We start from the raw sequence: 13,645 nt of genomic DNA, 5'->3' as shown, positions 1-13,645 counted from the left end.
GTAGTTTTATAGATAGAAGATAAATAGTTAAAGGTGGCATTGTTGCTACCTTTAACTCTTCAACCACTACTTGTCACATCTAGCTGTATGTCACGATCTAACTATATCGATGAGAGTCGACAGATAATGAAACAGTACCATTTTTCTCTCAATATCACTTACCAAGCGTTTTTAGACCATTATTCTGGGGCGGCGAGTGTCGTTCAAGTTATGACAGACAGCGGTCTAAGACTTCAATTACCTGCAACAAAGTTTAGAGTATTCTTAAGTCAAATTGGTGTTAAAGGTCGCTTTAGACTAACAACTGACCATAACAACAAGTTTATTAAGTTAGAAATGCTATGAGTGACTGATTTAGTAGACGTTTAAATAGAACACCTATCACATTATCAAACATTCATCCTGTCGCACGTGAAAATACCATTAACTATTTGCTAATAAAACTTTTACAATAAAATCATGCATTACCTGCTTTAAGCACTATGCTTACAGCATTCCCTACAAAAAATACAATTCTAATTGTGGAGCGTGAATATGACCGTGCGTGAAACTTTAATGCCGGTTCTTCTTGAAAAGGTATATAAGCTAATTCAAGACAAACTAGAACTTTCTGATCAACCTTTAGTGACACAGCTTGCTCAACATCTTTTTAGCAATATTGCGCAAGAAGATTTGATAGAGAGGAACGAATCTGATTTATATGGCGCCGTTGTTAGCCTTTGGCACCATATCAATGAAAAGAAGCCGGAAGATGTATCCGTCCGAGTATTTAATCCAACAGTAAGTCGCCAAGGTTGGCAATCAACGCATACTATCGTTGAAATGATCGTTCCAGACAGCCCTTTCCTTGTGGACTCGGTTAAAATGGCACTGAGTCGTTTAGATCTTTCATCCCACTTAATGCTTCATGGCCCAACTCAAATTGAGCGCAACAAAAAAGGGCAAACGGTTGGCATCAACAGTGGTGATGGGGCGTACCAATCTCTATTCCACATTGAAGTAGACAGACTTAGCGCTAAAGAAACAATGGCTTCTCTCAAAACTGAGTTACTAAGCATCGTTACCGATACAGGTCTAGTTGTGAAAGATTGGCTTCTTATGGTTGAGAAACTAGAAGAAGTAACTAATACAGTCGTAGCTCAACAAAAGATCATTGAATCGAAAGATGATCGTTATGACGATACGGTTAAGTTCCTTCGTTGGTTAGGGGATCATAATTTCACTTTCATGGGATACAAAGAATATGATCTAGTGAATATTGATGGGGATACCGTTCTTTCCCCAACCGAAGACGTTGGTTTAGGACTTTTTGCAGACTCTAGTCGTGTAAGAGCAACGAAACTTTCCGACTTTACTGATTCGGCACGATTAGAAGCAATGAAAGAATTTTTGCTTATTGTCACGAAAGGTAATACTCAATGCCGAATTCATCGTCCAGCGTATACCGATTACATTGGTATCAAGAAATTCGATAAGAAAGGCAAAGTGATCGGTGAGCACCGATTTACTGGTTTGTATACATCAGCAGTTTATAACCAGAGCGTAGAAAGCATTCCATTAATTCGTGAAAAAGTGGAACGAATTCTTGATCTAAGTGGTTACCGCGATGGTTCATATTCTTACAAAGCACTCCATAATATTTTGGAAAACTACCCGCGTGATGAACTGCTTCAAGCAAAAGAAAATGAATTGCTTGAAGTTGGCATGGGTGTCGTACAGATGCAAGACCGAGATATGTTGCGTCTGTTTGTACGTAAAGACCCATTTGGTCGATTCTTCAGTTGTATGGTTTATGTAACCAAAGATCGTTATAACACCGAGTTAAGACGCCAAACCCAAAGAATTCTACAACAGTATTTTGGTTGCGAACAAGAAGTAGAATTTACTACTTATTTCTCAGAGAGCCCATTAGCTCGAACTCATTACATAGTACGTGTAGACAATAACAATATGGATGTAGACGTTAAGAAAATTGAACATAACCTGATGGAAGCATCTTCAACTTGGGATGACCGTTTATCGCAAGCGATCGTTGCGAACTTTGGTGAAAGTAGTGGCTTGTCTTTATCTAAAGAGTACATGCGAGCATTCCCTCGCTCTTATAAAGAAGACATGATGCCAGGATCTGCGGTAGCAGATATCGAAAGACTTGAAGCGCTCAACGATGACAACAAATTGGGCATGTTATTTTATCGCCCACAAGAAGAAGCGGCAGATTCAAAAGCGGTGAAGCTAAAACTTTATCACCGTGATGAACCAATTCACTTATCTGATGTTATGCCAATGCTTGAAAACTTAGGCTTACGTGTTATCGGTGAATCTCCGTATGAAGTAAGAAAAGTGAATGGCCAAACATACTGGATCCTTGACTTCTCAATGCTTCATAAAAGTGATCGCTCTGTCGATTTACGTGAAGCAAGAGATCGTTTCCAGCAGGCATTTGCTGCAATTTGGGAGGGCGATCTAGAGAGTGACGGATTCAACCGACTGGTTCTCGGAGCGTCATTATCAGGCCGTGAAATCTCTATTCTAAGAGCGTACGCAAGATACATGCGTCAGGTTGGCTTCCCATTCAGTCAACAATATATTGAAGAAACACTGAGCCACTATCCACACATTGCGAAAGGGTTAGTTGATCTATTTGTTAAGCGTTTTGACCCGAAATCGAAAGGAAGTCAAAAAGGCCAAAATGATCTTGTTACTAAACTAACAGAGCAGTTAGACCATGTAGAAAGTTTGGATGATGATCGTATCATTCGTCGTTATATGGAAATGATCACTGCAACGCTAAGAACGAATTACTACCAGCTTGGTGAAAATAAGCAGCCTAAACCTTGGTTATCATTGAAGATGAAACCAAGCGACATTCCTGAAATACCACAACCTGTACCTGCGTTTGAGATCTTCGTATACGCACCAGACATTGAAGGTGTTCATCTGCGAGGAGGTAAAGTCGCGCGTGGTGGTTTACGTTGGTCTGACCGTCAAGAAGATTTCCGTACCGAAATCTTAGGCTTGGTGAAAGCACAACAAGTTAAAAACACCGTTATTGTACCTGTTGGTGCGAAAGGTGGCTTTGTATGTAAACGTCAGCACAACTTTACGGGCCGTGATGAAATCTTTGCTGAAGGTCAACGTTGTTATAAACGATTTATCAGAGCACTGCTAGATGTCTCTGATAATGTTATCGATGGTGAAATCTCGCCACCGAAAAATGTGGTTCGTCATGATGAAGATGATCCATATTTGGTTGTTGCTGCAGACAAAGGAACGGCAACCTTCTCTGACTTAGCCAACTCTGTCTCCGAAGAGTACAACTTCTGGTTAGGTGATGCGTTCGCTTCAGGTGGTTCTAATGGTTATGACCACAAAGCGATGGGTATTACTGCAAAAGGTGGTTGGGAATCGGTAAAACGTCATTTCCGTGAAATGGGCATTAATTGCCAAACAACTGACTTTACGGTGATTGGTGTTGGTGACATGGCAGGGGATGTATTTGGTAACGGTATGCTGTTATCTAAGCATATTCGACTTCAAGCCGCATTTAACCATTTACATATCTTTATTGATCCAAACCCAGACTCAGCGAAATCTTGGAAAGAACGTGATCGCCTATTTAATCTTTCCCGTTCAGGATGGGATGATTACAACGAAAAGTTAATCTCTAAAGGTGGTGGCGTATTCTCTCGCAGAGCGAAATCAATCACTCTTACGCCAGAAATACAGAAAATGATTGGCACTAAGAAAGGATCAATGACTCCAAATGAGCTGATTAAAAAGATCCTATCTATGGAGGTCGATCTTCTTTGGAACGGCGGGATCGGAACGTATGTTAAAGCCTCAAGTGAAACGCATACTGATGTTGGTGATCGTGCGAATGATTCATTACGTGTTGATGGGCAAGAAGTAAAAGCGAAAGTCATTGGTGAAGGCGGTAACCTTGGAATGACTCAGTTAGGCCGTATTGAGTTTGCGTTGTCTGGTGGCCGAGTAAATACCGATTTCGTTGATAATGTAGGCGGTGTTGACTGTTCAGATAACGAAGTGAACATTAAGATCTTCCTTAATGGCCTTGTGACACACGGCGACCTTACTGTAAAACAGCGCAACAAGATTTTAGAGTCGATGGAAGAGGAAGTCGGGGTTATCGTTCTTGATGATGCTTACTGCCAGGCGGAGTCTATTTCCGTAACAGAAAAGCAAGGCGTTTCACTGGTTAAAGAGCAGATTCGATTCATCCATACCATGGAGAAATCGGGTCACTTAGATCGAGCGCTTGAGTATATTCCTGATGATGAAACCTTGCTTGAAAGAGAAAAACAAGGTAAAGCGTTGACTCGTCCTGAGCTATCAGTTTTGATCGCCTATGGGAAAATGACCTTAAAAGAAGATCTTGTTCATGATGATATCGCTAATGACGAGTTTCATGCGAAGAATCTAGTCAACTACTTCCCAGAGGAGTTACGCCGTAACTACTCGCAGTACATGGATAATCATCCACTAAGAGCTGAAATCATTGCGACAGTGCTTGCCAATCAAATGGTTAATGAGATGGGTTGTAATTTCGTTACCCGTTTGCAAGAAGAAACCGGCTCTAGCATTGTTGATATAGCGAATGCGTATGTAGCAGCGAGAGAGATATACGGGTTAGGGGATGTACTGGTAAAAACAAGAGCGCTAGATAATAAAGCGGACTCTGATGCGCAATATGATGTGCTGTTCTATGTTCGTCGTACGTTAAGAAGGCTTGCGCGTTGGATCTTAAGAAATCGCCCAGGTAAGCAATCGGTTAAAGAGCTAATCAACTTGTACCAATCTGATGTTGACGCTATTACTAACCAACTTGATTCAATGTTAGTGAAAGAAGAAGTTGAAGAGCATGCTGAAATGGCCAAACGTTGGGTTGAAAAAGGAATCTCAGCGGATTTAGCAAAATACGTGTCTAGATTATCTAGTTTATACTCAGTACTGGATATATCCACAGTGGCTCGTGAAAAAGGCAAAACTATCGAACAAACGGCCAAGTTGTACTACAACTTAGGTGATAGATTGTCACTTCATTGGTTCCTAAAACAGATAAATGGTCAAGCGGTCGATAACAACTGGCAAGCACTCGCACGAGCAGCCTTTAGAGAAGATTTAGACTGGCAGCAAAGGCAGTTAACTGGGCAGGTTATGAGTTGCAGTTGTGATCCTGATAAATTTGATGTTATTAAAGCATTGGATGATTGGATTGTTAGCAATGAAGTGTCTTTACATCGATGGGAAAACATATTAAATGAGTTTAAAGTCGGTTCTGTACATGAATTTGCAAAATTTTCAGTCGCACTCAGGGAATTAATGCTATTAAATTTGAATTGTGCAGCAAATGAGTAAATAATAATGCCCCGTCGATACGGGGCTTTTTATTTCTTTCGGAGGCACAATGCTTTACCGTCTAGCCAGAACTGGCTTTTTCCAACTTGATGCCGAAAAGGCACATGATCTAGCAATTCAAAATTTTAAACGTTTAACGGGTACACCTTTAGATCTTTTCTATCGTCAACACCTTCCTGCTCGCACTGTCGAGTGTATGGGGCTGACTTTTAGAAACCCTGTGGGACTAGCTGCAGGTCTTGATAAAAATGGTGAGTGTATCGAAGCATTCGATGCAATGGGTTTTGGATTTGTAGAAGTAGGTACAGTTACACCTCGTCCACAATCAGGTAATGATAAGCCAAGACTATTTCGTCTAGTTGAAGCGGAAGGTATTATTAACCGTATGGGTTTCAATAACCTTGGCGTTGATAATCTTGTCGAAAATGTTAAGAAAGCAAAATACGACTGTGTATTAGGCATTAACATTGGCAAAAATAAAGATACACCAATTGAAAAGGGTGCTGAAGATTACCTTATCTGTATGGAAAAGGTTTATCAGTACGCGGGTTACATAGCAGTAAATATTTCTTCGCCAAATACCCCAGGGTTACGCAGCCTTCAATACGGTGAAGCACTCGATGAACTGTTATCGGAATTAAAAACGAAACAGGCAGAACTTGCTGAAAAGCATGGCAAGTATGTCCCGATTGCATTAAAGATCGCACCGGATCTAAGTGATGATGAAATCAGTCAGATTGGCGAATCGTTGATCAAAAATAAGATCGACGGAGTGATCGCGACGAACACAACACTTGATCGTTCTATTGTTGAAGGCATGAAGCACGCGAATGAAGCTGGGGGCTTAAGTGGTCGTCCAGTTCAAGCTCGTAGTACAGAGGTCGTTCGTCGCCTACATGAAGCGTTAGGCGACAAGTTACCAATTATTGGTGTTGGTGGTGTAGATTCTTATGTTTCTGCTAAAGAGAAGTTAATGGCGGGGGCAGAGCTAGTGCAAGTCTATTCTGGCTTCATCTACAATGGGCCAAAGCTTGTAAAGAATATCGTGACGAATCTTTAAGCCACATAGATCGTCTTAACCTATAGAGATCACTAATAATTAATGACGTTGTAACGTTTGATTATATGCTCTTATAGGCACTTTATAGAGAGGAAATGATAATTCATTTCCTCTTTTTTTTTACGGTTTCACTCGTAAAATTATCTTATTCATAGCGATAGGTAATAGAGCATTTTACCGAATGGATTGATAATTCGTTAATTAGAGAGTGATACGATGCTTAAACCCAGCGACAAATGGACTTGGTACTACGATGACAAGGAGAGCATACTGATGCTGGACCTTGGTGATGACATTGTATTTAAAACCAACCTTCCTAAAAAGCTATTGGTTGAGTGTGCGATGGGTATCAATGAATTCTCTGTTGATGATGCATCTGCATTTCAAACGTTCAAAGAGCAAATCTCTCTACTTCCTTTATCTGAGCCTCGCCAAGCGGAATTGGCACTATATTGTGTGGCCGCTAAGCGCTTCCACAAGCCTGTACAGCCAAAAAGCTGGTTCTTTGATGCTCAATATGATGACTTCTCTCCATCTGAAGGGGACCTCATCAAACTCACCAATCAACTGAGTGACAGTTGTTTCATTATCCTTGAGGTAGGAGAGTCGGCGAGTTTAGTTGCGTCTATCGATTTAGAATCGTTCTCCCTCTCTTCAACAAAACAGCTGGTATTCGGGCAAGCTATAAAAGTGATGCATGATCGCATGGTGCTTGCCAATGATATGTTCCAAAGCGAGCCAATTGCGTTAGTCGGCTAGCTATAATATCTTTCCTTTACGTTTTTAATCGGCCACTGGCCGATTTTTTTTGTCCTAAATTTCGTGATTATCCAATCAATCGTCATCTGTTTTGCCTCAAATATCGTGAGGTGTGTCCTTTATAGCAAAATAGTTTTCCTCTGAACTTCCCCAAAAAGAAAGATTTCGACGTAGTCGAGAACGAATAATTCCCGTTTTAAGCCTAATTGTAACTAAATTACAGTCGGAAATGCAGGTTGGTATAGTCCAAATTCAGGGTGAATAAGTATTCACTACGCCTCTAGGCTAAGAAAATAGGTAAATAAAAGAAAATGAAGACCTGTTAGGTAAGAAAGAAATGCACCAAGTTAACTTTGATGATTTATTAAACAGTTAACGGGGCTTTGCCAAGAAAATTAGGTGAATGGACTAACTTTATATTTGGATAGGTAGGTATATAAATTGATAGTCAGGTATAATGCGGGGTCATTTTTTAATACTAAAAGAGCACTATGCAACAATATCTAGCAGTTACCTCAAACGGCCTTGAAAACTTATTGGTTGAAGAACTGATTAAATTAGGCATTCAGAACCCAAAACCTGTGCAAGCAGGGGTGAAGTTTAAGGCATCGACTGAGCAAATTTATCGTTGCTGTTTATGGAGCCGATTAGCTTCTAGATTTGTCCGTGTTCTTTCAGAATTCACCTGTAACGACGATATGGACTTGTACTTATCTGCAACGGCGGTGAACTGGGTGAATCATTTCCACAGTTCTAAGAAATTTGTCGTTGATTTTAATGGTACAAACCGAGAAATTCGAAATAGCCAATACGGCGCAATGAAGGTTAAAGACGCCATCGTTGATTGTTTCACTAAGAAAAGCCTTCCAAGACCGTCGATCAGTAAAGATCATGCCGATCTTCGTGTTCACGTGCGTCTTCACCGTGATAAAGCGATTCTCGGTATCGATATGGTGGGTGGTGGTTTGCATCAACGCGGTTACCGTCCTGAATCTGGACGAGCACCATTACGTGAGACTCTTGCTGCTGCGATTATTCTTAGAAGTGGTTGGGATGCGTCAACACCATTCCTAGACCCTATGTGTGGTTCAGGTACGCTTGTAATTGAAGCCGCAATGATGGCAGCGAACGTAGCACCTGGTATTAAGCGTCAGAAGTGGGGGTTTGAGGCACTAGAAGACTTTGAACCAGAGCTTTGGGCTGAAGTTAAATCAGAGGCGGCTGTACAAGGTCGTCGTGGTGTCAATAAAGTTGACTGTAAGTTCTTTGGTGTTGATAACGACCCTAGAGTATTACAAACAGCACGTGATAATGCTCGTCGTGCGGGTGTTGATAGCTTAATTGAATTTGAGCTAGGTGATGCTGCTGAATTGAAACGTCCAAAAGGTTTCGAAACCGGAGTTATCGTATCTAACCCTCCATATGGTGAGCGTTTAGGTACACACCCAGGCCTAATCGCTCTATACACAGCGTTTGGTGCACAACTTAAGTTAGAATTTCCTGGTAGTACCGCCTCTATCTTCTCTGCGTCAGATGAGCTATTGAGCTGCATTCGTATGCGAGCAGAGAAAACATTCAAGTTGAATAATGGTGCGTTACCGTGTAACCAAAAGAACTACTCGATATCAGCAAAGCGTGCCGACTTCGTCGATAACAATAAAGAGCCGACTCTTATTGCACCAGATTTCTCGAATCGTCTTAAGAAGAACATTGGAAAAATTGGTAAATGGGCACGTAAAGAAAAGCTAGAGTGTTACCGCATCTATGATGCAGATTTACCAGAGTACAATGTTGCGATTGATATTTACTTGGATCAATTAGTGATTCAAGAATACGCAGCACCTAAAGATGTACCTGAAGAGACAGCAAAACGCCGATTAACCGATGTTATCCGTGCCGCTATCGATGTAACGGGTACAGAAGCGAATAAAGTCGTTTTAAAAGTTCGTGAGAAACAGAAAGGCCGCTCGCAATACCAGAAGCTAGGTCAACAGTCTGAGCGATTAGAAGTTCATGAGTACGGTGTTAAGCTGATTGTTAATCTTCATGACTACCTAGATACTGGTTTATTCCTCGATCATAAGATCACTCGCCGCAAGCTTGGTGAAATGGCTGCGGGTAAAGATTTCCTAAACCTATTTGCTTATACAGGCTCTGCAACGGTTCATGCCGCTTGTGGTGGCGCTAAATCTACGACGACCGTTGATATGTCAAATACCTACTTAGAGTGGGCGAAAGACAATATGACGCTTAATGGTAAAGTAGGCAGCCAGCATAAGTTTGAGCAAGCAGATTGCTTAAAATGGTTAAGCATGTCTGATAAGCAATACGATCTTATCTTTATTGATCCGCCGACATTCTCTAACTCTAAGCGTATGGCTCAATCTTTTGATATCCAAAGAGACCATATTCAGTTAATGACTGACCTCAAGCGTTTACTACGTGAAGAGGGTACGATTGTGTTCTCAAACAATAAACGTCATTTCAAAATGGATCTTGAAGCGTTGAAAGAACTTGGATTGAAAGCGACAAATATTTCATCGAAAACACTGCCATTAGATTTCTCAAGAAACAAACATATTCATAACTGCTGGCTATTAACACACGATAGCGAGTAATAGGTTACTGATTTGATCACTCTATACAGTACAGAAGGATGCCATCTATGTGAGATGGCCCTTGAACTGCTTCAAGCATGTACGTTATCTCAAGAGTTGAATATCGTTGATATTGCTTTTGATGAAACACTATTTTCACGTTACGGGGTCACGATTCCAGTGGTTAGATTCGAAGAATCGGAGCTGAATTGGCCTTTTAACTCACAAGAATTACAAAGTTGGTTAGATAAAAATGGCATTACTCACCATTAATAATGGTTCGCTAGCATTTGGCGATCACCCGTTACTGGATCACTCTGATTTCGCTCTTCAAGAAAACGAGAGAGTCTGTCTTGTCGGCCGTAACGGTGCAGGCAAGTCAACATTAATGAAAGTTCTATCTAGAAACATTCTTATGGATGATGGAAAGCTCACCATCACGCAAGATGTTGTTGTTTCTAGGCTTGAGCAAGATCCACCTCGAAATGAAGCGGGTACGGTTTTTGATTATGTGTCTGGTGGTTTAGCCGAAGTTGGCGAACAGCTGAAGATCTACCACGATCTTCTTGATCTTATTGCGATAGATCCTAGTGAATCAAATATTAATAAGTTATCTCGTGTACAAGACAAGCTTGATCACTCTAATGCGTGGCGTTTTGAAGAACGAATTACTAACGTATTGGCGTCTCTTAAGCTGGATGCGAGCACAAAATTAACTGACCTTTCTGGTGGGTGGCAACGTAAAGCCGCGCTTGCTAGGGCACTTGTGAGTGATCCTCAAGTACTGTTGCTTGATGAGCCAACTAACCACCTAGACGTTGCAACGATTGAATGGCTAGAGAGCTACCTAAAAGATTTCCGTGGTTCAATCATCTTTATTTCCCACGACCGTGCGTTTATTAAATCAATGGCGACACGTATTGTTGACCTTGATCGCGGTAAATTGAACTCTTTCCCTGGTGACTACGAAAACTACCTAGTAGAAAAAGAAGAGCAACTGCGTGTCGAAGAGATGCAGAACGCTGAGTTTGATAAAAAGCTTGCTCAAGAAGAAGTTTGGATTAGACAAGGCATTAAAGCTCGTCGAACGCGTAATGAAGGGCGTGTACGTGCACTTAAGAAGCTTCGTGAAGAGCGCAGTAACCGTCGTGAAGTGCAGGGCAAAGTTAACCTCAATATCGATAGCGCGGCACGTTCAGGTAAGATCGTATTTGAAGCTGAAAACCTTAATTATGAAATTGAAGGCAAGAAAATTGTTTCGAACTTCAGCTTTAACATCATGCGAGGCGATCGTATCGCGTTAATTGGTCCTAATGGTTGTGGTAAGAGTACGTTACTCAAGTTGCTATTAAACAAGTTACAACCAGATTCTGGTCGCCTACATTGTGGTACTAAGCTAGAAGTCGCTTATTTTGACCAATATCGTGAGATTCTTGACCCTGAGAAGTCTGTTATTGATAACCTGGCTGATGGTAAACAAGAGGTAACGGTTGGTGGACGCGAGCGTCATGCATTAAGTTATTTGCAGGACTTTTTGTTTGCCCCTAAACGAGCACGTACTCCAGTTAAAGCCTTGTCAGGTGGAGAGAAAAACCGCTTACTGCTAGCTCGTATTTTCCTTAAACAGAACAATTTATTGATTCTTGATGAACCAACCAACGATTTAGATATCGAAACTTTGGAACTTTTAGAGGATTTACTTGCCAACTATCAGGGTACGCTACTTCTTGTAAGCCACGATCGTCAGTTTGTAGATAATACTGTAATGACGAGTTGGATCTTTGAAGGTAATGGAGTAATTGAAGAGTTCGTTGGTGGTTACCATGATGCACAGCAACAAAGAGCGCAGGTAAATAACGCGCGATTGGCGCAAAAACCGCCAGAACCAAAGAAAGTAGTTGAGGAAACTCCCAAAACGGTAACTTCTAAGGCTAAACCTAAGAAGTTATCTTATAAGCTGCAACGAGAGTTAGAGGCATTGCCGCTACGTTTAGAAGAATTAGAGCAAGAAATCGAAGCATTACAGACGACAGTAAATGATCCTAACTTCTTTGCTAAGTCAATCGATGAGACTCAAACAACATTAGATAAGCTTTCTGCTACTGAGCAGGAGCTGGAATCTGCTTTCGAGCGATGGGAAGAGCTCGAAGCTATGCAACAGGAAAGTTAATTTTGACAAGTAGTAACGTATTTAAATTATCAACTATTGCGGCCACTATTTTGGCTGCGACCACGGCTAATGCAGCTCTCTATACGATTGTAGAAGTTGATCCGATTGGGATCAGTGATGGTGAGTACCAAGAAGTCCATGGTGTGGCTATTCAGCCTGGCGATGTTGGAACTAACGACTTAGGTTGTTTTGGTAATAGTTGTTCAAGCACTGATTATGTTTTAGCAGGCGAAACTAGAAATACAGTGGATGGTGTGAGTTATCGTGAAGAGGCACCATTTGCAATGGATAGAAGCTTCAGCTATATCCAAGATTACGATGATTTCAAATACTACTGTTACCGTGAACTGCTTTACTCAACGTGCGAAACTTGGGCTGATGAGCATTGGGCTGCTTGGAATACGGAACGTCAAGGAAGTACTACTTCTAACGCGCTCGCGTTTGTTGAAAACGACGCAGCTGCGTACATTAATAAATTTAACAACGTTATTAATAGTTTAGATTCTGATGGCAACCCTGTCGGTAACCAAAGCACGGACAAAGATAACCGAAATGATATTGTCTCTCCATTTCCAGTTGCGACTAGTGATTGGAAACAGGGGCGCTCTTGGGCTGTAACAAGCGTTGGTTCTGATAATTACGGTGTAGGCAGTATTGCTCGTAGCAGGACTAATGACCAAGGCGAACATCACACATCTAAACCTGCTATATGGAAAAACAATGAAGCACCAGTTGAGTTGAGTTGGGGAAGTGGTGGCCAAATTCAAGATGGTGAATTATTAGCTCAAGGTAGTATGCGTGACATCGTTATTGACGACACAGGTAATATTTACTCTGTAGGTTTCAATACTTTCGGTGATGATAATTATTACAATGCTTCAGTTTTTGTTTCTACCACGGGAACTTATTCAACGGCTGGCGGTTGGTCTACAAGACAAATTTCTGGTGCACAACAGCGTATCGACGGTGATACTATTCACAGTAACTCAGTAGCGTCCGGCATTAACGAAAACTTACTGGTAATTGGTACCGCAAAACGCAGTGGTTATTACCCACAAAACGGTGCGGCAGGTAATCGCTTGTTTGTAAGTAACGCTGCTAGCTCTTCGCCGTCTGCTTCTTTCCTTTCTGGTGGAATATTCTTTGATGGTGCTGGTGGTAAAGCAGGCGCTGTAAACAAATATAATGAGATTGTTGGCCAGATTGACGCGGAAGATACGCGTGAGAACAATGGTAAGCCTCGTCGTCTTCGTGGTTTTATCTATCCGCATGATTTTGAAGGTAGTGTAGATGAGCGTAGGGCTATCTTCGAAAATAGATCTCAGTATTTGGATAACTTGACGAATGATGATAATGCGACTGGTAACGCGAACCAATACCGCATCATTGACGCAACGGACATCAACGATGCTGGTGTAATTTCAGCTACGGCAATTAAATGTGACGGTGGTTACGACAATACAACACATAACTCTTACTGTGGTGGCGGTACTCAAACTGAATCGACTGTCGCGGTTAAGTTAATTCCTATTCAAGATAGAAATAGTAGTCACATTCAACCACGTGGAGTTGAAGAACCAACGGTTGAACGTCAAGGCGGAAGCATAGGTTGGGCCATGTTTGCTCTTATTGGCCTGTTAGGGTTCCGTAGAAAATAGGTTAAATTGTAATCTAGAGCAGCGC

The 13,645-nt window shown here is 41.4% G+C and carries 8 protein-coding genes; all 8 read left to right on the top strand.

Annotated features, from left to right (window positions below; genetic code table 11):
- Positions 1 to 126: 126 nt before the first annotated feature.
- A complete protein-coding gene (locus KP803_RS17275; protein WP_248010155.1) occupies positions 127 to 345 on the top strand; it encodes a DUF2835 domain-containing protein in 219 nt (72 codons plus the stop codon).
- 189 nt (positions 346 to 534) lie between these two features.
- Positions 535 to 5,376 carry an NAD-glutamate dehydrogenase gene (locus KP803_RS17270; protein WP_248010110.1) on the top strand — a complete coding sequence of 1,614 codons (4,842 nt, stop codon included), beginning with the start codon at positions 535 to 537 and terminating at the stop codon, positions 5,374 to 5,376.
- Between the two features lie 49 nt (positions 5,377 to 5,425).
- Positions 5,426 to 6,436, top strand: a complete 1,011-nt coding sequence (pyrD, locus tag KP803_RS17265; protein ID WP_248010109.1) for a quinone-dependent dihydroorotate dehydrogenase — start codon at positions 5,426 to 5,428, stop codon at positions 6,434 to 6,436.
- A 216-nt stretch (positions 6,437 to 6,652) separates the two neighbouring features.
- Complete coding sequence (locus KP803_RS17260; RefSeq protein WP_248010108.1) at positions 6,653 to 7,195, top strand: cell division protein ZapC; 543 nt, start codon at positions 6,653 to 6,655, stop codon at positions 7,193 to 7,195.
- A gap of 491 nt (positions 7,196 to 7,686) precedes the next feature.
- Entirely contained in the window at positions 7,687 to 9,813 is a 2,127-nt protein-coding gene (rlmKL, locus tag KP803_RS17255; protein ID WP_248010107.1) for a bifunctional 23S rRNA (guanine(2069)-N(7))-methyltransferase RlmK/23S rRNA (guanine(2445)-N(2))-methyltransferase RlmL, read from the top strand.
- 12 nt (positions 9,814 to 9,825) lie between these two features.
- Positions 9,826 to 10,065: a glutaredoxin family protein gene (locus KP803_RS17250; protein ID WP_248010106.1), complete on the top strand. Its 240-nt coding sequence runs from the start codon at positions 9,826 to 9,828 to the stop codon at positions 10,063 to 10,065.
- On the top strand, positions 10,046 to 11,962 hold the full coding sequence (locus KP803_RS17245) for an ABC transporter ATP-binding protein (RefSeq protein ID WP_248010105.1): 1,917 nt from the start codon (positions 10,046 to 10,048) through the stop codon (positions 11,960 to 11,962). The genes KP803_RS17250 and KP803_RS17245 overlap by 20 nt, the downstream gene beginning before the upstream one ends.
- 2 nt (positions 11,963 to 11,964) lie before the next feature.
- The gene (locus KP803_RS17240) at positions 11,965 to 13,620 is read left to right on the top strand and encodes a DUF3466 family protein (RefSeq protein WP_427916965.1); all 1,656 of its coding nucleotides are present in this window, start codon (positions 11,965 to 11,967) and stop codon (positions 13,618 to 13,620) included.
- Positions 13,621 to 13,645: the final 25 nt, after the last annotated feature.

Source organism: Vibrio amylolyticus, assembly GCF_023145695.1.
In the GTDB taxonomy this organism is placed as follows: domain Bacteria; phylum Pseudomonadota; class Gammaproteobacteria; order Enterobacterales; family Vibrionaceae; genus Vibrio; species Vibrio amylolyticus.
This window is presented reverse-complemented; position numbering and strand designations above follow the sequence as displayed.

What these genes read in the sequence shown, in the direction of transcription:
- KP803_RS17275 (WP_248010155.1), top strand. Translation starts at nt 127, where the DNA reads ATGAAACAGTACCATTTTTCTCTCAATATCACTTACCAAGCGTTTTTA.
- KP803_RS17270 (WP_248010110.1), top strand. Translation starts at nt 535, where the DNA reads ATGACCGTGCGTGAAACTTTAATGCCGGTTCTTCTTGAAAAGGTATAT.
- pyrD (WP_248010109.1), top strand. Translation starts at nt 5,426, where the DNA reads ATGCTTTACCGTCTAGCCAGAACTGGCTTTTTCCAACTTGATGCCGAA.
- KP803_RS17260 (WP_248010108.1), top strand. Translation starts at nt 6,653, where the DNA reads ATGCTTAAACCCAGCGACAAATGGACTTGGTACTACGATGACAAGGAG.
- rlmKL (WP_248010107.1), top strand. Translation starts at nt 7,687, where the DNA reads ATGCAACAATATCTAGCAGTTACCTCAAACGGCCTTGAAAACTTATTG.
- KP803_RS17245 (WP_248010105.1), top strand. Translation starts at nt 10,046, where the DNA reads ATGGCATTACTCACCATTAATAATGGTTCGCTAGCATTTGGCGATCAC.